At 52.8% G+C, this 23,096-nt stretch carries 18 protein-coding genes; 12 read left to right on the forward strand and 6 right to left on the reverse strand.

Annotation, left to right across the window (positions count from 1 at the left end; translation table 11 throughout):
• Positions 1-8 precede the first annotated feature (8 nt).
• Genes ACQE32_RS00760 through ACQE32_RS00770 form a run of 3 tightly spaced genes read right to left on the reverse strand, consistent with a single transcriptional unit; the run spans position 9 to position 4,179 of the window.
• A complete protein-coding gene (locus tag ACQE32_RS00760; RefSeq protein WP_426971686.1) occupies positions 9-1,304 on the reverse strand; it encodes a D-amino acid dehydrogenase in 1,296 nt (431 codons plus the stop codon).
• A 36-nt stretch (positions 1,305-1,340) separates the two neighbouring features.
• Entirely contained in the window at positions 1,341-2,837 is a 1,497-nt protein-coding gene (locus ACQE32_RS00765; protein WP_426971687.1) for a CoA-acylating methylmalonate-semialdehyde dehydrogenase, read from the reverse strand.
• Between the two features lie 10 nt (positions 2,838-2,847).
• A complete protein-coding gene (locus tag ACQE32_RS00770) occupies positions 2,848-4,179 on the reverse strand; it encodes an aspartate aminotransferase family protein (RefSeq protein WP_427021192.1) in 1,332 nt (443 codons plus the stop codon).
• A gap of 99 nt (positions 4,180-4,278) precedes the next feature.
• Here ACQE32_RS00770 and ACQE32_RS00775 point away from each other — a divergent pair, with 99 nt between their 5' ends.
• The 12 genes from ACQE32_RS00775 to ACQE32_RS00830 all read left to right on the forward strand — a co-directional run bounded on the left by ACQE32_RS00775 (position 4,279) and on the right by ACQE32_RS00830 (position 17,917).
• Positions 4,279-5,181: a LysR family transcriptional regulator gene (locus tag ACQE32_RS00775; RefSeq protein ID WP_426971690.1), complete on the forward strand. Its 903-nt coding sequence runs from the start codon at positions 4,279-4,281 to the stop codon at positions 5,179-5,181.
• Between the two features lie 211 nt (positions 5,182-5,392).
• Positions 5,393-6,238, forward strand: a complete 846-nt coding sequence (locus ACQE32_RS00780) for a transporter substrate-binding domain-containing protein (protein ID WP_426971691.1) — start codon at positions 5,393-5,395, stop codon at positions 6,236-6,238.
• Positions 6,239-6,423: 185 nt separating this feature from the next.
• A complete protein-coding gene (locus ACQE32_RS00785; protein ID WP_426973023.1) occupies positions 6,424-7,125 on the forward strand; it encodes an amino acid ABC transporter ATP-binding protein in 702 nt (233 codons plus the stop codon).
• A gap of 11 nt (positions 7,126-7,136) precedes the next feature.
• The gene (locus tag ACQE32_RS00790; RefSeq protein WP_426971692.1) at positions 7,137-7,808 is read left to right on the forward strand and encodes an amino acid ABC transporter permease; all 672 of its coding nucleotides are present in this window, start codon (positions 7,137-7,139) and stop codon (positions 7,806-7,808) included.
• A 10-nt stretch (positions 7,809-7,818) separates the two neighbouring features.
• The gene (locus ACQE32_RS00795) at positions 7,819-8,484 is read left to right on the forward strand and encodes an amino acid ABC transporter permease (RefSeq protein WP_426971693.1); all 666 of its coding nucleotides are present in this window, start codon (positions 7,819-7,821) and stop codon (positions 8,482-8,484) included.
• A 23-nt stretch (positions 8,485-8,507) separates the two neighbouring features.
• A complete protein-coding gene (gene dapA, locus ACQE32_RS00800; RefSeq protein ID WP_427021193.1) occupies positions 8,508-9,386 on the forward strand; it encodes a 4-hydroxy-tetrahydrodipicolinate synthase in 879 nt (292 codons plus the stop codon).
• Between the two features lie 101 nt (positions 9,387-9,487).
• Positions 9,488-10,762: an NAD(P)/FAD-dependent oxidoreductase gene (locus ACQE32_RS00805; RefSeq protein WP_426980677.1), complete on the forward strand. Its 1,275-nt coding sequence runs from the start codon at positions 9,488-9,490 to the stop codon at positions 10,760-10,762.
• The gene (locus ACQE32_RS00810; RefSeq protein WP_426971696.1) at positions 10,759-12,240 is read left to right on the forward strand and encodes an aldehyde dehydrogenase family protein; all 1,482 of its coding nucleotides are present in this window, start codon (positions 10,759-10,761) and stop codon (positions 12,238-12,240) included. Before ACQE32_RS00805 ends, ACQE32_RS00810 begins: the two co-directional genes overlap by 4 nt.
• 11 nt (positions 12,241-12,251) lie before the next feature.
• Complete coding sequence (locus ACQE32_RS00815) at positions 12,252-13,277, forward strand: proline racemase family protein (RefSeq protein ID WP_426971697.1); 1,026 nt, start codon at positions 12,252-12,254, stop codon at positions 13,275-13,277.
• Positions 13,278-13,325: 48 nt separating this feature from the next.
• Positions 13,326-14,039, forward strand: a complete 714-nt coding sequence (locus tag ACQE32_RS00820) for a GntR family transcriptional regulator (protein ID WP_426971699.1) — start codon at positions 13,326-13,328, stop codon at positions 14,037-14,039.
• Between the two features lie 149 nt (positions 14,040-14,188).
• On the forward strand, positions 14,189-14,941 hold the full coding sequence (locus ACQE32_RS00825; protein WP_426971701.1) for an SDR family NAD(P)-dependent oxidoreductase: 753 nt from the start codon (positions 14,189-14,191) through the stop codon (positions 14,939-14,941).
• A gap of 588 nt (positions 14,942-15,529) precedes the next feature.
• A complete protein-coding gene (locus ACQE32_RS00830) occupies positions 15,530-17,917 on the forward strand; it encodes a membrane-bound PQQ-dependent dehydrogenase, glucose/quinate/shikimate family (RefSeq protein ID WP_426971702.1) in 2,388 nt (795 codons plus the stop codon).
• Between the two features lie 422 nt (positions 17,918-18,339).
• Here the strand turns inward: ACQE32_RS00830 and ACQE32_RS00835 are convergent, their stop codons facing one another.
• From ACQE32_RS00835 to hutU, 3 genes are all read right to left on the reverse strand, one after another.
• Positions 18,340-19,725, reverse strand: coding sequence for an amino acid permease (locus tag ACQE32_RS00835; protein WP_426971704.1), 1,386 nt, complete (start codon positions 19,723-19,725; stop codon positions 18,340-18,342).
• Positions 19,726-19,798: 73 nt separating this feature from the next.
• Positions 19,799-21,328: a histidine ammonia-lyase gene (gene hutH / locus ACQE32_RS00840; protein ID WP_427021194.1), complete on the reverse strand. Its 1,530-nt coding sequence runs from the start codon at positions 21,326-21,328 to the stop codon at positions 19,799-19,801.
• Position 21,329: 1 nt separating this feature from the next.
• Positions 21,330-23,015 (reverse strand): urocanate hydratase, encoded by a 1,686-nt coding sequence (hutU, locus tag ACQE32_RS00845; protein ID WP_426980678.1) that lies wholly within the window; start codon positions 23,013-23,015, stop codon positions 21,330-21,332.
• Between the last annotated feature and the right edge of the window lie 81 nt (positions 23,016-23,096).

The following is a 23,096-nucleotide window of genomic DNA, read 5'->3' on the forward strand; positions in this document are numbered from 1 at the left end:
TTTTTTACTTAGCGTATTTCGGTGATGGCAGGATGAAAGCGTGGCGTAGATTTGTTGGCATAGCGCATAACGGAAAGATCGCTGAAAGGAATAGCCGGTGCTCTGCCAGATATCAGGTCTGCAAGCAATTGTCCCGAGCCGCACGCCATGGTCCAGCCCAGGGTACCATGACCCGTATTTAAAAAGAGATTTTCAAAACGCGTAGCGCCAACAACAGGTGTGCCATCCGGTGTCATAGGACGCAAACCTGTCCAGAAGGAGGCTCTGGAGAGATCCCCGCCATTAGGATAGAGATCGTTAACCACCATTTTCAGCGTTTCACGCCGTGCTTCCTTTAATTGAGTGTTAAAACCCACCACTTCCGCCATGCCGCCGACACGAATCCGGTCGTTAAAACGTGTCACTGCTATTTTATAGGTTTCATCCAGAATGGTTGAAGCTGGCGCGGCGGCTGGATCGGTCACAGGAATGGTCAGCGAATACCCCTTTAACGGATAAACTGGAATTGATACCAGTCCGTGCAACAACTGCGTAGAGTAAGAACCGCAAGCCACAATATAGCGATCGGCGCTCATTACCTGATTACCGCACCGTACGCCGAGAAGGCGATCGCTGTCTGTCAGAAGCTTATCAACGGTACAGTTATAAACAAAAGTCACGCCTGCCTCTTCAGCCATCTTCGCCAGCTGCTTTGTAAACATCTGGCAGTCGCCGGTTTCATCATTTGGCAGACGCAGGCCGCCAGTGAGTTTATGCGCCACGCTGGCCAACGCAGGCTCCACCTGCGCCAGCTGGCGTGATTCCAGCAATTGATAGGGGACGCCCGCGTCTTTCAGCACCGCAATATCCTGCGCGGCATGATCAAATTGCGCGGCGGTGCGAAACAGTTGTAGCGTGCCCCCCTGGCGTTCATCGTAGGCGATACCGGTTTCACGCCTTAGCGCACGCAGGCAGTCACGGCTGTATTCAGCGATACGCACCATGCGGGCTTTATTTTCCGCATAATTCTCATGGTTGCAGTTTTTTAGCATTTGCCACATCCAGCGCAGCTGGAACCGCGATCCATCCGGACGAATAGCCAGCGGCGCATGCCGCTGAAACATCCATTTTATCGCTTTGAGTGGGATACCGGGCGCAGCCCATGGCGTGGCATAGCCTGGAGAAATCTGTCCTGCGTTGCCTGCACTGGTTTCTTCTGCGGCGGCAGGCTGGCGATCGACTACGGTGACCTCATGTCCGGCTTTAGCGAGATACCAGGCGCTGGTAACGCCCACCACGCCGCCGCCCAAAATCAACACTTTCATTAGCGATTCTCCAAAACAGAAAGTCTGGCCTGCAGGTTAGTGGTTACTGGGAAAAGCAAACTGTGCTGCTTCCGGGCTTTGTTGTTTAGGCCAGCGCTGAGTAATGGTTTTACGCCGCGTATAGAAGCGTACGCCGTCAGGGCCATAAGCGTGCAGATCGCCAAACAATGAACGCTTCCAGCCGCCAAAGCTGTGAAAAGCCATCGGTACCGGTAACGGCACGTTAACGCCAACCATCCCTGCTTCAATCTCATTACCGAAGCGACGAGCCGCTTCACCGTCGCGGGTAAAGATGCAGGTGCCGTTGCCATATTCATGTTCGTTGATCAATGCGATGGCCTGTTCAAGAGAGGGAACGCGCACGACGCAAAGCACCGGCCCAAAAATCTCTTCCTGATAAATGCGCATCTCCGGCGTTACGTAGTCGAAAAGACAACCGCCAAAAAAGAAGCCGTTTTCATGATCTTTTATCCGTAATGCGCGACCATCCACAACTAATGTTGCACCTGCTGAAATCCCCTCTTCAACATAGCTTGCAACTTTATCGCGGTGCGCCGCGGTTACCAGCGGCCCCATGTCCAGGCCGCACTGCGTACCGGCACCTATTTTCAGTGCTGAGACTTTGGGGGCCAGTTTGCCAATCAATGCTTCCGCGACAGCATCGCCGATGCAAACCGCAACGGAAATCGCCATACAACGTTCACCGCAGGAGCCATAGGCCGCGCCCATTAACGCGCTGACAGCATTATCCAGATCGGCATCCGGCATTATAACCGCATGGTTTTTCGCACCACCCAGCGCCTGTACACGTTTTCCGCGTCGGGTTCCCTCGTGATAAATATATTCCGCGACTGGCGTAGAGCCAACGAAGCTGATGGCTTTTACATCCGGGCTGTCGAGCAGCGCATCAACGGCTTCTTTATCGCCGTTAACGACATTGAGTACGCCAGCCGGCAAGCCTGCCTGTTGAAACAACGAAGCGATCAGCAACGTAGAACTGGGATCGCGCTCGGAAGGCTTCAGGACAAAGGTATTGCCGCAGGCAATGGCCAGTGGATACATCCACAGCGGTACCATCGCCGGGAAATTGAAAGGAGTGATGCCTGCCACCACGCCGACGGCGTGGAAATCGCTCCATGTATCAATACCTGAACCGGCGTTACGGTTATATTCGCCTTTTAACAGTTCAGGCGCAGCGCAGGCATATTCGACGTTTTCAATACCACGTTTCAGCTCACCGGCGGCATCTTCCAGGGTTTTTCCGTGCTCTTCGCTAATCAGCGCCACAATCTCCTTTTCATGGGCTTCCAGCAATTGCCTGAAGCGGAATAACACCAGAGTGCGTTTCGCTGGAGGAAGATCGCGCCATGCAGGCAGAGCGGCTTTCGCAGCGGCAATCGCTGCCTGCACGGTAGCCGTGCTGGCCAGCTCTACCTGACGAATCGCTTCACCGGTAGCGGGATTAAAAACCTGGGCGGTACGGCCGTCAGGCTTACGTACCTCTCCATTAATCAAATGAGTAACTGTATTCATATAATGCTCCTTAATTAATGTGATGCAGCGCTTCGCCCACGGCGTCAAACAGGCGATCCAGCTCGGCTGGCTGCGTATTGAACATCGGACCAAATTGCAAGGTATCGCCGCCAAAACGGACATAGAACCCCGCTTTCCACAGCGCCATGCCAGCATCAAAAGGACGCACAGTGGCATCACCTTCGCGCGATGCCAGTTGAATAGCGCCAACCAGTCCGCAATTGCGAATATCAAGAACGTGCGGGCAGCCGCGCAGGCCGTGTAGGGTACGTTCAAAATGGGGAGCAAGTTCAGCAGACTGCGCAATCAGTGATTCGCTTTCCAGCAGATCGAGCGTGGCCAGCCCGGCGGCACAGGCGACCGGATGCGCGGAGTAGGTATAACCGTGACTAAATTCCACGGCATGTTCCGGCAGCGGCTGAGACATGAAAGTGTTATAGATTTCACTGCTGGCGACCACGCCACCAAGCGGGATCGCGCCATTGGTAACCTGTTTAGCGAAATTGAGAATATCAGGCGTGACGCCGAAATATTCTGCACCGGTCCACCGTCCCATGCGACCAAAACCCGTAATCACCTCATCAAATATCAGCAGAATGTTGTGCTGAGTACAGATTTCGCGCAGTCGTTGCAGATAGCCCTGCGGTGGAATAAGAGCACCTGCTGAGCCAGAAAGCGGCTCAACAATCAGGGCGGCAATGTTGGAGGCGTCATGCAGTTCAATCAGCTTGAGCATCTCGTCGGCCAGTACCACTCCGCCTGTTTCCGCCATGCCCGCGGTGAATGCCATATTGGGCTGCAATGTATGGGGGAGGTGGTCAACATCCATAAATTGACCGAACATTTTACGGTTGCCGCCAATGCCGCCGAGACTGGTGCCTGCAATATTTACTCCATGGTAACCACGCGCGCGGCCAATCAGTTTGGTTTTTGTCGGTTGACCTTTGGCTCGCCAGTAGGCGCGCGCCATTTTCACTGCCGTATCCGCCGATTCCGAGCCAGAACCGGTAAAAAAGACGTGATTCAAATCGCCCGGCATGCGTTGCGCAATGTTATCGGCCAGCTGGAAAGAGAGCGGATGACCGTACTGAAAACCGGGTGAGTAATCCAGCGTACCCAACTGCTTCGCTACCGCCGTCTGGATTTCGCTGCGTGTATGGCCTGCGCCGCAGGTCCATAGTCCTGACAGACTGTCAAAAATCTGACGTCCGGTATCATCGGTCAGCCAACGGCCTTGCGCGGCAACAATAAAACGTGGATCCCGATGAAAATTGCGATTAGCGCTAAAAGGCATCCAGTGCGCTTTTAAATTCAGTGCGGCGGTATTAACGGCTTCAGACATATTTTTTCCTCCCGACAGGTTCAGAAGGAGTGTGCATTTAAGTTATGGTTAAGTTAAATCTATTTAAACTAACCTTTAGTTACGGAATTGCTCACCTATATGAAAACTAAATCTCTGGCCCAGGTAACGGATTTTGATATCAAACTGCTGCGCATTTTTAAAACGGTAAGCGAATGCGGCAGCTTTTCGGCAGCGGAAGGTTTGTTGGGGATTACGCGATCGGCGGTCAGCCTGCATATGAGCGATCTGGAAAAACGACTGGGAATGCGCCTCTGTCAGCGCGGACGTGTCGGCTTTGCCTTAACCGATGAAGGTCGGGAAATATTGCGTCACAGCGAAACGCTGTTGGCAGCAATTGAGACATTCAGGCAGCAGGTCAATCAGTTACACAAGCAACTGCGCGGGGAATTTAACATTGGCATTATCAACAATCTGGTAACGCAGCCGATGATGCAAATTACCCAGGCGCTGGCTTTGCTGCGGGAAAAAGGGCCGGAAATTCGTATTAACCTCAGCATGTGTACCGCAGCTGAAATTGAACGCGGCCTAATGGATGGACGGCTGCATGTGGGCGCGCTGCCGCTGACGTCACCCATATCCGGGCTAGACTATACGCAGCTTTATGATGAAAAATCATACCTTTATTGCAGCAGCCAGCATCCGTTGTTTGCTTTGCAGGAAACGCCTGATGACAAGGAACTGGCACAATACGATGCCATTGCACCCAGTTTTCGCATGACGGCTGAAACTATTGGCATGCATCAAAGACTCAACTGTACCGCTACTGCCTCAGATCGAGAAGGTATCGCTTTCCTTATTCTTACCGGCCGTTTTATTGGTTTTCTGCCCGATCACTATGCGGCGCAGTGGGTTGGGAAAAATTTGATGCGCGCTATCAAACCGGAATTTTTTAACTTCAGCAGTAAAATTGCCATTGTCACCCGAAAGGGGCGACGTCCAAATACTATTCTCGACGTTTTCCTGCAGAACCTTGCTCGCTAAACCTGTTGAATTTGATTCTTTGAAACCGATCACATCAGGCAAGCGATCGGCTTCAAACTTTAACGATAAGTAAACCATATTGGTTGACTTTGTTAATTTTGTGCTTCTATTCTCCCTGTTATCACTGCATACAAATTTGTATACATGTGACGATGTATAAGCACCACCTAACTGTTCCTGTTCGCAACACTCACGCCTGAACGAGGTCTTTATGGTCCGTGTTTGTCTGTCAAATATTCAAAAGTTTTCCTGTCGTCTGGCGCTTGGTGCCTTGCTTTTTAGCACGATAACCGCAGCCCATTCCGCTGCCAATTACTGGCAGACTATCCAGAAAAAAGGCGTATTACGCTGTGGAGCCGCATCGGCTGCGCCTTATGTTATGCGCGATCCGAAAACGGGTCAGTACAGCGGTTATTTCGCTGAACTGTGTCGCGATTTCGGCCAGGATGTGTTGAAAGTAAAAGTGCAATTTGTAGATGCCAACTGGGATACGTTGGTTGCAGGATTACAGAGCGATAAATGGGATATGGCGATGGCGTTAAATCAGACGCCTGAAAGGGCGCTGGCAGTAGGCTTTTCCGCACCCGCGCAAGATTATCAGATATCGCTGCTGGTCAATAAAGACAACCCCAAACTCACTGGGGCAGGCGATAAAATCGCTGATTATGATAAGCCGGGCGTAATTTTCGCCGTTATGTCAGGAACGGCGCAAGATAAAGCGATTAGCGCCGTAGTTAAACAAGGCAAAATTATGCGTTTGCCGGGCAATGATGAAACGCGACTGGCACTGATGGCGCGCCGGGCTGATGTGTTGGTGGATGCCAGCGATACCAACCACCTGTTTGCGCTGGCCAATCCCGGCTGGGCTAAAGAAGTTTTACCGAAGCCGGCATTGGCTAAACAGGGTGTCTCTTTTGCTTTACCCCGCACCGTAACAGAAGCGGATATGAACGTTCTTAATATTTATCTGACGCAACGGCGTGCCACTGGTGAAATCGACGCACTGGTAAATAAAGCCTCAATGGAAGCAAACGCCGGTAAAACAGGCGCTAATTAAACCTGAAATTTATAACCCGTGTGCATTACGCACGCAGCGGAGGAATAACCATGAGTGCCTCAACCCATTTCGCGGCGGCGTCCGCTCGTCTGCAAGATGAGCAACCAATTTATATTAATGAATATCATAAAGGCAGCTTTATTCAGTTGGATAAAGTTTATAAGTCTTATGGTGAGCTGGTAGTGATGGATAATTTTGATCTCACCATGAAAAATGACGATCGGCTGGTAATAATTGGCCCAAGCGGGAGTGGTAAGAGTTCTTTGCTGCGTGTGTTAATGGGACTGGAAGGCATTCAGGGTGGAGAAATAAATTTTCAAAAACAGAGTTATATCATTGGTGATAAAAGCAAGCATGCCAAAATAGTTAATGCCGACATTCAGAAGAAAATTGGTATGGTGTTCCAACACTATACGCTATTTCCGCACCTCTCTATATTACAGAATCTTATTTTGGCACCGGTAAAGGTGCATAAAATAGAAAAGAAAACGGCGATTGAAAGGGCGCGTGCACTACTGGCTCGTTTTGGGCTGGAAAGTAAGCTCAACGCTTATCCCAGCCAGCTTTCCGGAGGGCAGAAGCAACGCGTGGCAATTGCACGCGCCCTGATGTTGGAGCCGGAACTGATGCTTTTCGATGAGGTCACTTCCGCGCTCGATCCTGAAATGGTGGTAGAAGTACAAAGCGTCATGATGCAGTTGGCAGAACAAAAAATGGCTATGATTATCGTCACACACGATATGCATTTTGCCCGTCACATTGCTTCTCGCGTCGTATTTTGTGCTAATGGGAAAATCGTTGAGCAAGGTCATCCCGATACGCTGTTTACCCGCCCAAAAGAAAAACGCACTCGTGAGTTTTTAGAAAAAGTGCTGCATTTAGATTAAAGAGGTGAAATATGGATTATCAGTTTGATTTTCATTTCTTACAAGGTAATGCAGGTGCGCTGTGGGACGGGTTAAAAGTAACGCTGGAATTAGCGTTGATTGCCAATGTTTTGGGGCTGGTGTTAGGTTTTATTCTCTGTCTCATGGCAATGAGCCCTGTTGCATTATTACGCTGGCCAACAAAGCTTTTTATTGAGTTTTTCCGCTGTACGCCAGTGTTACTGCAAATTGTCTGGTTTTATTACTGCGTCCCTATGCTATTTAACCTGTTTATTGATCCAATATATATGGGCTTTTTAGCGCTCGGCCTGAATCTAGCTGCTTTTAACGCTGAAGCCTATCGGGCGGGTGTGCAGGCGGTGCCGCGTGAGCATCATGACGCCAGCGTGGCGCTGGGGTTAAACCGGTTGCAGCAAACGCTGTATGTCGTGCTGCCGCAGGCGATCCGTAGCGCGCTGCCGGTACTGATGACCAACGGCATCTCGATTCTTCAGCAGAGTGCGCTGGTCGCCATCGTTGCCATCTCCGACCTGATGTACGTCGGCAAAAATATTGCCACGGAAACGTACCGTCCTCTGGAGATCTATTCGCTAATTGCGCTGATCTATTTCGCGTTATCGCTACCTATCTCGCGGCTGGTTTCCTTTATCGAGCGTCGTCAGGACGCAGTTACTGAACGTTAAGGGGCTGATTATGACGCTTGATTTCTCACAAGTTTTTTCTTACTGGCAGGTCCTGTTGCAGGGGCTGGGGCTTACGCTGGCTTTTACCCTAAGCTGCGCACTGTTAGGAAGCACGGCTGGTTTTGTTGTCAGCCTGCTGCGTATGTCGCCGCTGCGTCCCTTACGCTGGCTTATTACGCTCTATGTTGAATTTTTTCGCGGCACGCCGCTGCTGATACAGCTTTTCTGGGTCTTTTTCTGTTTTCCGGTGGTGTTTCACATCAATATCGCGCCCTGGGTGTGTGTGACCCTTTCGCTGGTGCTGTATATGACGGCAATAACCAGCGAAACCTTCCGTGGCGCATTGAAATCAATCGCTGGCGAACAACATGATGCCTGCGTGGCCCTGAGCCTGACTCCGGTGGTTAAGACTTTTTATGTCATCTTCCCCCAGGCCATGCTGCGCGCAATACCCACACTGCTCTCGAACGTTGTCAGTTTGTTTAAAGAGAGCGCGCTGATTTCATCGGTCGGCGTCGCGGATCTGATGTTTGTCGGTCAGAACATTTCCAACAGTACTGCGCGTCCGGTTGAGTTTTTGAGCGCCGTTGCGGTGATCTATTTCGTTGTGGCATTCCCCTTAACGCGCCTGGTTGGCGTGGTCGAGTCGCGTTTGTTACGGCGTTATGCCCTTTGAACAAAGAATAAATGGAGAAAAATATGCAACTGAAAGGTATTTTACCGGCCCTGGTGACACCGTTTAACGATGCTGGTGCGGTCGATCATGAGCAATTAGCCAATATTCTGGAGTATCAGTTGAACGCCGGTGTTAACGGCTTTGTGCCGCTGGGTTCAACGGGAGAGTATTATGCGCTGACTAATGAAGAGCGTCGTCAGGTATTGAAAACGGTGAAAACCGTAGTGGGCGATCGCGGCACCCTGATTGCCGGCGCAAACGGATCCTGTACACGCGAAGTCATGGAACAGGTAAAGCAGACGCTGGAGGCAGGTTACAACAACCTGCTGATTGCGCCGCCCTATTATGCGCTGCCCTCACAGGAAGAACTGATTGGCCATTACCGCGCCATTCTTGATGAATTCAGTGATATTAATCTGGTGCTTTATAACTACCCGGTCCGCACCAATGTTGAAGTGGGTTTCAAAGTACTGGACGCATTTAAAGATCATCCTCGGGTTGTAGGTATCAAAGAAAGTAGTGGTAGCGTACTGCGTGCTGTTGAAATTGGCGACGCTTATAAAGAGCACTATCAACTTTCCTGTGGTTCAGATGATGTTGCCTTTGACTTTTTTATCTGGGGTGCCAGCAGTTGGATTTGCGGGCCGGCTAACTGCTTCCCTAATCAAATTGTTGATTTTTATCGTAAGTTTAGCAGCGGCGATCTCAGCGGAGCCCAAAATGTCATGCGTTCTTTGTTCCCGGTTATGGTCAGTATGGAAGCGGGAAAATTTATTCAGAAGGTAAAGTATGGCTGTGAGTTGGCTGGCTTTAAGGCGGGTAATGCACGTATGCCGCTACAGCCGTTGACCACGGAAGAGAAAGCAGAGTTTCGTAAGGTTTTTGAAGCTTCTCAGGGATAAAACCAACAGTACATGCAGGTTTCAGGCGTCAGGGACGACGCCACAGACTATTTAGCATTGAATCGCGCCGCTTTGTCGGCCGTCTACATTGAGTGACAACTATGTCAAAACAGCAGATTCAGCAGAATTCAGTCGTTATTGGCGGCGGTATCGTTGGCGTCTGTTGCGCCCTCTATCTGCAAAAAGAGGGACACCAGGTCTGGCTTATCGATCCGGCTAAGCCGGGCGACAGTACGGCAAAGTGGAGCTGTGGTCAGATGGCGGTTAGTGAAATTATTCCCCTGTCAAAACCTGGTATTTTAAAACGTATTCCGGGCTGGCTGCTGGATCAAAAGGGACCGTTGGCGTTACGTCCTGCCGCCGTTCCGACCATTTTACCCTGGTTTTTACGCTTTGTTGCAAATGCCCGCCACAGCCGGATCGATGCTATCGCGCAGGCGATGGCGACTCTGACGCACGAAGTTTACCGCGATTATGCGCCATTACTGGCAATGTGCCCGGATAAAAGTTTGATGGGGCAGCGTCCGGTGATAGAAGTATTCGATACGCTGCGTGGACTGGAAGCCGAGCGCAAGCATCTGCAACTGCGTGAAACATTAGGCTTTTATACTGAAAACCTGAATGCCTCTGATATTGCGGAGCTTGAACCGGCGCTGGCCGGGAAGTTTTCCCATGGTCTGCTGTTTCCTGACTGGCGCGCCGTTAGCGATACCAGAGGCTTTATCGCGGCGCTAACCGAAGCTTTTATTCGCCAGGGCGGCATACGAATTGAGACTGAAGCCGCCTCGCTGCTTGAAACAGAGCAGCAGGCGAACGGCGTTAAGCTGCGTGATGGCCGTATCCTGCCAGCGCAACATGTGGTGATTGCCGCGGGAACCGGCTCGCGTCATTTTTTTCGTCAGTTGGGCGTTCGTGTTCCGCTTACCGGTATTTCAGGCTATCAAACCCTGCTGCCACAGCCGGATGTCGAGTTTCGTCATTCGGTGATTTATGCTGATGGCGGCTTCTGCTTTACACCAATGACGCGCGGGCTGCAAATCGGCGGCACGATTGAATTCGCCGGACCGAATGCTAAACCGGACTTCCGCCGCGCTGACATCATCCTGCAGAAAGCGCGCCAGCTGGTACCGCAACTGAATATCGCGGCAAAAGAGGTTGGCGTCGGCCATCGTCCCTTCCTGCCCGATACCAAACCCATTATTGATCGTTCGCGCCGTCTGAAAAATGTGCTGATGGCCTTTGGTCACGGCCAGTTGGGGCTGACTCTGGGGGCCACCACCGGTCGGCTTATTGCTGACCTCGCCGTACAACGTCCCACTGCTCAGGATCTGAGCCCGTTCAGCGCTTACCGTTTTATGGAAGGAGAACATGCATGAATTTTACCAACCGTTTGTTTATCAATGGAGAATGGGTGATACCGGTTAAAGGTGGCAGCTTCGATACCATCGATCCGGCACACGAAGTGGCAATTGCCCAGGTGGCTGCTGCCACGAAAGAAGATGTGGAGCTTGCGGTACAGGCAGCGCGTCGGGCTTTTGACGAAGGCGAATGGCCCAGTCTGAGCGGTAAATCTCGGGCCGATTATCTTCGCCGTATAGCCAGTCTGATTCGGGATAAACAGCAGATGCTGGCAGAGTTGGAAGTGCGTGATAACGGTAAACCACTGCCGGAAGCGCTCTGGGATATTGGCGATGCCGCCGGTTGTTTCGATTTTTACGCCGACCTGGCGGAAAAGCTGGACGAGTGTCAGGAGGAAACCGTAGCGCTTTCTGACGATCGTTTTAGTTCTGTGGCGCGTAAAGAACCGGTTGGAGTGTGTGGCGCGATTATTCCCTGGAACTTCCCTATGCTGATGGCGGCATGGAAAGTCGCGCCGGCATTGGCAGCGGGCTGTACGGTCGTGCTGAAACCTTCTGAGGTAACGCCGTTAACTGCTTTGCAACTGGCGGATATTGCGCGTGAGGCGGAGCTGCCGCCTGGCGTACTGAATGTGATTACCGGCTTTGGTGCCGAGGCGGGCGCGCCGTTAACTGAACATCCCGGCGTTGATAAGCTGGCGTTTACCGGCAGCGTACCGACCGGTCGCAGGATTATGCAGGCGGCAGCGGCAGAGATTAAAAATGTTAGCCTTGAGCTCGGTGGTAAATCTGCATTTATCGTGTTTGATGATAGCGATATTGAGAAGGCGGTAGAGTGGATACTGTTCGGCATTTTCTGGAATAAAGGCGAAGTCTGTTCCGCAACATCACGCGTGCTGGTACAGCGCGGCCTGTATAATGCGCTATTGCTCCGACTGGTGCAGGAAGCTGAAAAAATTCGCATTGGCAACGGTATGGAACAGGATGTACTGCTTGGGCCATTAGTTAATGCGGCGCAGTATGAAAAGGTACAGCAGGCTATTAACCGGGGCCTGGAGCAGGGCGCAACGCTGCTGAGCGGTGGGAAACGCCCGAAAGAAAAGAAAAAAGGCTTTTTCCTTCAGCCGACCATTTTTACTGATGTAGCGGAAGAGAGCGATCTCTGGCGCGAAGAGATTTTCGGCCCGGTAGTATGTATACGTCCGTTTGATGATGAAGCGGAGGCGCTGGCTTCAGCCAACCGTTCACGCTTTGGGCTGGCTGCTGCCGTAATGTCTTCCGACCTGGTGCGCGCTGAACGCGTCGCACGCAAATTGCGTGCCGGCATCGTCTGGATCAATTGTTCACAGCCCACTTTTACTGAAGCACCATGGGGCGGTTACAAGCAGAGCGGCATTGGACGCGAGCTGGGTGAGTGGGGGCTTAATAACTATTTAGAGATCAAACAGATCACTCGCTATGATAGTCAGGAGCCCTGGGGCTGGTATTTGAAATAAGAGAGAATGCGATGCGCTGGAAAAAAACGTTACAGCTGATTGATGTCCATTGCGAAGGCGAAATCGGCAAAGTCATTACCTCGGGCGTGATTGATATCCAGGGCGCGACCATGCTCGATAAAATGAATTACATCAACGAAGTTGATGACAGCCTGCGGCGTATGGTTACTCTGGAACCACGCGGTTGTTTGCAGATGTCCGTAAATTTGCTTCTGCCCCCGACCGTACCGGGCGCTCATGCCGGTTTTATTGTATTACAGGCAGATAAGGCGCATCCCATGTCTGGCAGCAACTGTATCTGCGTGGTGACCGCACTGCTTGAAACCGGCATGATCGCTATGCAGGAACCTGAAACAACCGTGGTACTGGATACGCCCGCCGGTCTGGTAACCGCTGTGGCGACATGTTCAGACGGACGCTGCCTTAGCGTTTCCCTGGATATGGTGCCTGCCTTTGTGGAGCAACTGGACCATGAGTTTACGATCCCTGGTTTCGGCACCATTACGGCGGACATCGCTTTTGGCGGGGTTTACTACGCTCTGATCGACGTCGAGCAAATTCAGCTATCGATATCGCCCGATAATGCACGTGCGCTGGCCAGCTATGGCGTGGAGTTCCGGCATTATATCAATCAACAGATTCAGGTTCGTCATCCTTTATTGCCTTTAATCAATGAGATAGCCTATGTAATGTTTCGTCATCGTGTTGATGAAAAGACCTGGCAGACCTGTACTACGTTACCACCGGGGCGCGTTGATCGTTCGCCATGCGGGACCGGCAGCTCAGCTAACCTTTCAACGCTCGATGCTCGTGGCCAGGTTGAAATAGGCGATCAGCTGACTTCCCGTTCCACTATTAATGGTGAATTCAGGGTGGAGCTGCGAGGCCGCACGCAGGTCGGCGATAAGCTGGCCGTGTTACCGCGTGTGACGGGGCGCGCCTGGGTTTATGGCATTCAACAACTGGGTATCGATCCTGACGATCCGCTATCCGCTGGCTTTATGCTAAGCGATACCTGGGGTCCTGCGTTATGCTGATAAGTCTGTAATATCATAGCGCTCACCAGGCGTGATACAGGGAATTTAATGATGAGCAAACAAAACAGTAGCGAAGAAAGTACCGGACGTCGTCATGCCGGGCGCTATATTTATGAAGAGCTGCGCAAACAAATTTTGACGCTGCAACTTAAACATGGCGAGCAGCTGGATGAAATTTCGCTGGCGACGACGTTTGGCCTGTCGCGCTCTCCGGTGCGCGATGCCATGGCGCGGCTGGTTAGCGAAGGGCTGGTAACCATTCTTCCAAACCGTACAGCCATTGTTACGCCGTTTGAAATTGAAGAGTTTCCTCATTACATCACCGCATTAGATCTGATGCAGCGTGCGGTAACGCGGCTGGCCGCGACACATCGTAATGATGAAGATATAGCCAGAATCGAGGCGGCCAATGAAATATACATGGAGAAAGTCTACAAGGGCGAATTCAGCGCGATGGCTGAAAAAAATAAGGAGTTTCATCTGGCTATTGCCGCTGCAGCGCGTAACAGTTATCTGGCCAACTACTATGAAAAACTGCTCTCTGAAGGCCAGCGGATTCAGCATCTGCAGTTCGACTTTATGACACGTCAGGATACACCGCTAAAGCTGGGACGCGATCATGATGAGTTGATTGCCGCAATCAAAGCCGGAGATGCTGAAACTGCCGATCGGGTTGCTCATGAGCATACTATGCTGTTTCAGAACCGCTTCCTGACCTTTATGCAGCGTAACTTACTGAGCGATATGGAACTACAATATTAATCCCGATGTTGGTGCCCTATTAGCTGAGCGCCGCGACGATCCGAAATTTTATCGCGCTGGCTTTCGACCCAGATGTTGCGCCTTATTGATAACGTAGATTGTTGTGATTAACGCATCATGGGTCGTTACCTGACAACAAGGAGATGAATATGCACCACCTGTCCGGGAAAGTCATTCTGGTTACTGGCGCCACGAAAGGCATAGGCCGTGAAATTGTCAAAGCGCTACATGCTGAAGGCGCGATGGTGATTGGTCATTACGGTCACGATCGCCAGAGTGCAGTGCAGCTGGCTGAACAGTACCCTCAACGTCTCCAGTTTGTACAACAGGATCTGTCGCAGCCCGATGCCGCAGAGAAACTCTGGAATGAAGCACTGAAATGCTGCGAAAAGATCGATGTTCTGGTGAATAACGCGGGAGTATATAGCGCATCCCCGCTTGCAGACGCCGCTGCCTGGGACGACGGCTGGCAGGTGAATCTACAAGTAAATTTGCGTACGCCTGCGGATCTATGCCGACTGGCGATTGAACACTACTCCCAACGCGGCGGTGGCATCATTATTAATATGGCCAGCCGCTCTTCTCACCGTGGTGACGGACCAGACCATCTGGCTTATGGTGCAGCAAAAGGCGGTCTGTTGGCGCTAACCAAAGGTATTGCGCGAGGGTACGGTCAGCAGAACGTTTTGGCCTATGCGCTGGCACCGGGATGGGTACGCACCGCCATGGCAGAAGAACATATTGCGCAAATAGGAGAGGAAGCGGCTACCGCCAACCTGCCTTTGGGAGAAGTGACGCCGCCCTCCGATGTCGCAGCGATGATCGCTTTTCTGGCGAGCGGACGATGCCGACATGCCACCGGTTCGACCATTGACATTACCGGGGCTGACTATGTGCGCTAACATACCGAACTGGCGAGTCGCGCGTTACCTGCCATTGAAATGAAGCCTGTGCATTAAGCGCAAAATTTCCCTGCCATCATCTCTCGCGCCGATATAATTACAATCGGCGCTTTTCCCATGCCTGAATAATGTCCTTATTTTTCTACCCACCGTGTGCCCGTCTGCCGATATTTTCACCGGATTGAGACGAAAATTAACCTTTGCATAATAATACTCAGAATCATTTTAACAAATACACGTATGTGTTCACGATTGTTAACTTTTTGTTGACTTCCCAAAGTTGGGATCTTTATCATCCCACCCGCTGTTGTGTACAAGATTGAATACATAAGTAGGGTTTTCTTTTTGGCTCTATTCAACGTTTCAATCGTTACGGTACACAACGGAAACCATGCAGAAAGCATCAGTTTGATAGATACGTTCCTGGCTGCTTCTAATCGTCTGTTTAGCCTGCAGGCTGGTGTAAGGAATTTATTGAAGCGGCTTTATGTATGGGCAAGGGAATGGTTCAGGTGGTTTGGAAATGATTGGTTAATACCAATTTTCGAAATCGGAAGAGAAAAATTTTAATTTGATTGGGAAGATGTTGTGAATACAGGCAACCCGGGGAAAGCGGGGCAAAGGTGGCTGGCTATTGTAGGAATTATTTCCGCCTTAGCCGGGATCTATTTTGTAGTAGGTGGTATCTGGTTGGCATGGCTTGGAGGAAGCTGGTACTTCCTGTTAGCCGGGCTGATGTTGCTGGGAAGTGGTGTAGCCATTTTCCGTCGGAAATTAGCCGGTGCCGTATTATTCGCGCTGACTCTACTGTTTACCGCGGTATGGGCGTTATGGGATGTCGGCCTGGCGTTTTGGCCGCTCTTCTCGCGTCTGTTTGCATTAAGTGCTGGCGCGGTAGTTATTGCTTTTAGCGTGGTGCCTTTGCTTACCGACAACCGAAAGGTGAAGTTGTGGGCACGCAGCCTGGGCTCGGTTATGCTGGTAGGTGTTGTCTGGACCTTTATCAGTTCGTTTCAACCCAAGAACATTATCAGGAATGCAGACGAGATCGCGTCACTGCCTGTGCCAGATGATGCGAGCACGGATAAAGAGCCGGCGAACTGGAACACCTGGTCCGGTGACAATCACGGCTCCCGTTTTTCAGCGCTCAGTGATATCACGCCAGAAAACGTCAAGGATCTGAAGGTCGCCTGGACTGCCCATACGGGCGAGGCTGTGGTTCCCGGCACCGGTGATGCTGCCGATCAGAATACGCCGCTGCAAATCGGCGACAGTCTTTACGTCTGTACCGCCTATACCTCGTTGATCTCTTATGACATCGATAGCGGCAAAGAAAAGTGGCGTTATACCGCAGGCCGCGGTAATTCAAAGTATCAGCGCTGCCGTGGCGTTGCATATTTTGATGCGACTACTTCGAAAGATGTAACCAGCACAACCGGTGAGCCGCTTGATGCTTCCATCAGCCCGCAGCGTATCTTCTTCCCAACCGGCGATGGCCGACTGGTTGCCATTGATGCGCACACAGGCAAACCCGCAGCTAACTTTGGCGATAACGGCGTTATCGACCTCAAAGTCGGTATGGGCGAAGTTAAGCCGGGATATTACCAGCAGTCTTCAGCACCACTGGTTGCCGGGAATCTGGTTATTGTCGGCGGTCGTGTTATCGACAACTTCGAAACGGGCGAACCGCCTGGCGTAGTACGTGCCTATGACGCGGTCACCGGTAAACTGGTTTGGGCATGGGATCCGGGCAATCCGGCAGTTACGCGTGAGCCGCTTTCACCGGAAGGCTATACTCGCGGCACGCCGAACGTTTGGGTAGCCATGTCGTATGACGCTGAACTGGGAATGGTTTATTTACCTACCGGCAATGCGACGCCAGATTTCTATGCTGGCGAGCGAACCGCGCTGGATGACAAATATGGTTCATCTGTTGTGGCATTGAATGTGGCCACCGGCCGTCCAGTCTGGTCATTCCAGACAGTGCATCATGATCTATGGGACTTTGATGTTACGGGACAGCCTCTGCTGTACGACATTCCTAACGATGACGGTTCAGTAACACCTGCGCTGGCGGAAGTCTCTAAAACCGGCATGATCTATCTGTTGGATCGTCGTAACGGTAAACCTCTCGCCGACATTAAAGAACTTCCTGTACCGCAAGGAAATGCACCCGGCGAGCGTTATTCACCTACACAGCCTTACTCCACCGGTATGCCGGGCATCGGCAATGAGGTGTTGACTGAGTCTGATATGTGGGGCGCTACCCCGTTTGACCAGTTGATTTGCCGCATTCGCTTCAAATCAAGCCGTTATGACGGCATTTTCACGCCACCGGGATTAGATACTGCGATTCAATATCCGGGCTCGCTGGGTGGCATGAACTGGGGCGGTGTCTCGGTTGATCCCACGACCAACCTGATGTACGTGAACGATCTACGTTTAGGCTTGTATCACTATCTGGTGCCGGCTAAAGATATTCCGCCGGGGCTGGGTAGCAGTGAAGAAATGGGTATCGTAGTGCAAAAAGGTTTGCCATACGGCTCTATGCGTCAGCGCTTCATGTCGCCTTTGGGCGTACCTTGCCAGGCACCACCTTTTGGTACACTTTCGGCGATCAATCTTAAAACACACAAGCTGGTCTGGCAGGTTCCTGTTGGCACGGTACAAGACACCGGCCCGTTGGGGATCCCTGTCGGCCTGAAAATGCCGCTTGGCATGCCGACCCTTGGCCCATCGCTGGCAACACGTTCAGGATTGATTTTCTTCGCCGGAACCCAGGATTTCTATCTGCGCGCCTTCAACAGCCGCACCGGCGAAGAGGTTTGGAAATCAAGGCTGCCTGTAGGTACGCAGAGCGGTCCTATTACCTATCGATCGAAGAAAACCGGCAAGCAATATGTGGTTATCTTTGCTGGCGGTTCGCCGCATTCACCGAAAACCGGGGATGATATTATCGCCTATAGTCTGCCTTGATCTGCATGCTCGTTAGCTTTTGTCGGTGACTGAGCAGGATAAACCCGCTTTAGGCATCGGCTTTAATTAGCGCTAAAAAGCTAAGCCCGCATTATGCGGGCTTTTTTTTGTCCCTCATTCACCGGCCCGGTGTCCTTGTTAATCCAGGGCAAGAGCATTTCACCTTTATCCGTGCCTGTTGATTAATACACCGGCTGCGACGCCACTGTTGTCAGTGTTTTTCGCACAAAGCGAGCTTGTGTCGTGCCGGATTTCATTACAGAAATATTAAGCAAATCAGCCAGTGCAGGACACTGGCTTTATAATTAAGCGCTGAAGAAGCTTATTATCTACGCTTCCGGTTCGGCGTTAGTTCAGCAGGCAACAGCTAATTTGCGAATCTTACCTAACTGGCGCGTCTGGGAAAACTGAGTGCACAACGGTCATTCAGGCTGCTCCAGCACCATCGGCCTGAGCCGTTTTTTAATCCGCCAAAAGTAAAATGCGGTCAGGATCGCCAGCCATACCAGCCCGGCGATCAGTGCCAGGCGGGTTTCCGCCACCGCACCCAGCACGCCAATGACCAGCAGCATAAACAGCAGCGTGATCGCGGGTGCGACCGGCCAGAACGGCACAGGAAAGCGAATCTCCTGTCGCTGCTGCGCGGATAAGCTGCGGCGCATGGCAAAGTGGGAAAGCAGAATCATCAGCCATACCCAAATTGTGGCGAAGGCCGCCAGCGAGGCGATCAGCACGAACACCTGTTCAGGGATTAAGTAGTTAAGTACTACCGCAGCCAGCAACGCTACCGTCAACACCACCACCGTCATCCAGGGCACGCCGTTACTGGCGATACGCAGAAAGCTTTTTGGCGCCATGCCTTCTTTCGCCATACCGTACATCATGCGCCCGGCACCAAAAATATCGCTGTTAATCGCCGAGATGGTAGCGCTAATCACAATGATGTTCAGCACGCTGGCGGCGGCAGGCAGCCCCAGACCATCAAAAATCAATACAAACGGGCTGCCCTGTTGTCCGATGCTGTTCCACGGGAAAATCGCCATCAGGATAAACAGCGTGCAGACGTAAAACAGGATGATGCGTAAGGGAATGGTATTAATCGCCTGGGGAATGACTTTTTGCGGATCGCGTGCCTCCGCTGCGGTAATACCGATGATTTCGATGCCGCCAAAAGCAAACATTACGATACCAAGCGAGGCGATGACGCCGCCCAATCCATCCGGCGCAAAGCCGCCGTGCGACCAGAGATTTTCCACGCCGGTAGCGGGAAAACTGTGGCCGAAACCAAACAGGATCACACCTGCGCCAGCGATAATCATGGCAAAGATAGCGGCGACTTTAATCAGCGACAGCCAAAACTCCATCTCTCCAAATACCCGTACGTGGCACAGGTTCAGGGCACCGATAAAGCAGATAATGCTCAATACCCAGATCCAGCGCGGCACGTCAGGATACCAAAGCCCCATGTAGACGCCGAATGCGGTTACATCCGCCAGGCAAACGATGATCATCTCAAAGGTATAGGTCCAGCCGGTGATAAAGCCCGCCAGCGGCCCTAAATAGTGACGCGCATAGCTGCTAAAAGAACCGGAGATAGGATGGCGCACCGCCATTTCACCCAGCGCACGCATAACGATAAATACCGCCGCGCCGCCAGCCAGGTAGGCCAGCAGCACGGCAGGCCCCGCCAGTTGAATAGCGGCGGCGGAACCATAAAACAGCCCGGTTCCAATAGCGGAACCCAGCGCAATAAAGCGGATGTGGCGCGCACTGAGTCCGCGCAGCAGATGTGTCGTAGGTTGTTGCATATCAAGGCTCTGAAAAGAGTGGAATATGCGCATGGCTGCCGGGAGCGTTTCCCGGCAGAGCAGAGAACAACAATTACTGATAGCTGGGCAGTACGGCAGGCAGCAGCGTCGTCAGATGACGAGCGCTCAACAGCTCAGCGGCGCGCTCGATATCCGGCGCAAAGAAACGGTCCTGGGTATAGTGAGTAACCTGCTCGCGCAGGATATGACGCGCTTTCTCCAGCGCAGGGCTGGTTTTTAGCCCCTCACGTAAGTCAACGCCCTGGCAGGCGGCGAGCCACTCCACGGCAATCACGCCGCGCGTATTGGCAGCCATTTCCCACAGTCGCCGTCCGGCGGCGGGTGCCATAGAGACGTGATCTTCCTGATTGGCGGAGGTGGGCAGGCTGTCCACGCTGTGCGGGTGCGCCAGCGCTTTGTTCTCGCTAGCCAGCGCAGCGGCGGTCACCTGCGCAATCATAAAGCCTGAATTAACACCGCCGTTTTTAACCAGGAAAGGCGGCAGCTGCGACATGTGTTTATCCATCATCAGCGCCACGCGCCGCTCGGCAAGCGAACCTATCTCGGCGATCGCCAGCGCAATATTATCCGCCGCCATTGCCACCGGCTCGGCGTGGAAATTGCCGCCCGATATCACTTCGTTTTCATCAGCGAACACCAGCGGGTTATCAGATACCGCGTTAGCCTCGATCAATAACACCTCCGCCGCCTGGCGAAGCTGCGTCAGACAGGCACCCATCACCTGCGGCTGACAGCGCAGCGAATAGGGATCCTGAACCTTGTCGCAGTTTTGATGCGATTTAGCGATCTCGCTGCTGTCGGTTAACAGATGACGGAACAGCGCCGCCGTATCAATTTGCCCCCGCTGGCCGCGCGCTTCATGAATGCGTGAATCGAACGGACGGCGCGAGCCAAGCACCGCCTCGGTGGTTAACGCGCCGCATACCACCGCAGATGCGAACAGATCTTCCGCTTCAAACAGACCGCGCAATGCAAAGGCGGTAGAGGTCTGGGTGCCGTTAAGCAGCGCCAGCCCCTCTTTAGCGGCCAGTGTAATCGGCTCCAGCCCGGCCTTTTTCAACGCTTCTGCCGCCGGTAACCACTCTCCCTGATAACGCGCTTTGCCTTCGCCAAGCAGCGTCAGCGACATATGTGCCAGCGGCGCGAGGTCGCCCGATGCGCCCACCGACCCTTTGGCAGGGATTAATGGAAAAACCTGCGCATTCACCAGCGCTATCAGCGCCTGAATCACACTGAGACGAATGCCGGAAAAACCGCGTGCCAGGCTGTTAATTTTCAGCACCATCATCAGGCGAACCAGACTATCGTCCAGCGGTTCGCCAATGCCTGCCGCATGGGAAAGCACCAGCGAGCGCTGAAGATTTTCCAGATCTTCCGCCGGGATGCGGGTCTGGGCCAGCAGGCCAAAACCGGTATTGATGCCGTAGGCGGTGCGGCCTTCAGCCAGAATGGTGTTAACGCTGTTTACGCTGTTATTGATAGCCGGAATAGCGCGCTCATCCAGTTCGATATGGACGGGATGGCTGTATATCTCACGTAACTGAGCAAGCGTAAGCGTACCGGGATGAAGAGTGAGGTTCATATCAGCGTTTCTCCTGAGTAGCGGCGATCATCGGCAGGTTAAGGTGTTGTTCTACCGCGCAGTTGATAGCGATGTCATAACCGGCATCGGCATGGCGCATCACGCCGGTCGCCGGATCGTTATGCAGCACGCGAGCGATGCGGGCCGCCGCGTCGTCGCTGCCGTCGCACACAATCACCATCCCGGCATGCTGAGAAAAGCCCATGCCCACGCCGCCGCCATGATGCAGAGAAACCCAGGTCGCGCCGCTGGCGGTATTAAGCAGCGCATTCAGCAGCGGCCAGTCAGAGACGGCGTCTGAACCATCGCGCATCGCTTCGGTTTCGCGGTTAGGGCTGGCTACCGATCCCGAATCCAGATGGTCGCGGCCGATAACGATGGGCGCAGAAACCTCACCGCTGCGTACCATTTCGTTAAACGCCAGGCCCAGCTTCTGTCGCCACTCCAGGCCTACCCAGCAAATGCGCGCGGGCAGTCCCTGGAAGCTGATGCGCTCGCGCGCCATATCCAGCCAGTGGTGCAGATGTTTATCATCTTTAATAAGCTCTTTAACTTTAGCGTCGGTTTTATAGATATCCTGCGGATCGCCGGAAAGCGCCGCCCAGCGGAAGGGACCAATGCCACGGCAGAACAGCGGACGAATATAGGCAGGCACAAAACCAGGAAAATCAAAAGCGTTTGCCACACCCATCTCTTTTGCCATCTGGCGAATGTTATTGCCGTAATCGAAAACCGGAACGCCCATCTCTTTAAACGCCAGCATCGCGCGGACATGGTCGGCCATAGAACGTTTCGCCGACTCGGTCACCGCCTGCGGCTCGGTCTGCGCCCGACGCTGGTACTCTTCCCAGTGCCAGCCCTTCGGCAGGTAACCGTGCAGCGGATCGTGCGCGCTGGTCTGGTCGGTAACCATATCCGGACGCACGCCGCGTTTCACCAGCTCCGGCAGGATCTCCGCCGCGTTAGCGCACAGCGCAACAGAAACCGCCCGGCCTTCCGCAGTGTATTTCCTGATACGGTTGAGCGCGTCATCAAGTGAATCGGCCTGCTCATCGACATAACGCGTACGCAGGCGGAAATCGATACGGCTTTGCTGGCATTCAATATTCAGCGAGCAGGCGCCTGCCAGCGTCGCCGCCATCGGCTGCGCGCCGCCCATTCCGCCCAGACCTGCGGTCAGGATCCAGCGTCCTTTCAGATCGCCGTTGTAATGCTGACGTCCCGCTTCAACAAAGGTTTCATAGGTGCCCTGAACGATGCCCTGACTGCCGATATAGATCCAGCTTCCGGCGGTCATCTGGCCATACATGGCTAGCCCTTTGGCATCCAGCTCATTGAAATGCTCCCAGGTGGCCCAGTGTGGCACCAGGTTGGAGTTGGCAATCAATACGCGCGGGGCATTTTCGTGCGTTTTAAAAACCCCGACCGGCTTACCGGACTGAATCAACAGCGTTTCGTCGTCTTCCAGCTTTTTAAGCGCGGCGACAATGGCATCAAAGCACTCCCAGTCGCGTGCCGCACGGCCAATGCCGCCATATACCACCAGCTCATGCGGATTTTCCGCCACGTCCGGATCGAGGTTATTCATCAACATACGTAGCGGCGCTTCGGTGAACCAGCTTTTGGCATTAAGCGTGGTTCCGCGTGGGGCGCGAATTTCCTGCGCGCGGTATTTGCTTTGCGACATCGCGGTTAACTCCTGATGGTTGCATGAAAAAATTATCTGCTTCGGCGAAGCGAATCAGAGAGAGAATGCAAACACATATAC

The sequence above is a fragment of the Pantoea sp. FN0302 genome (assembly GCF_050113775.1).
Lineage (GTDB): Bacteria > Pseudomonadota > Gammaproteobacteria > Enterobacterales > Enterobacteriaceae > Mixta > Mixta alhagi.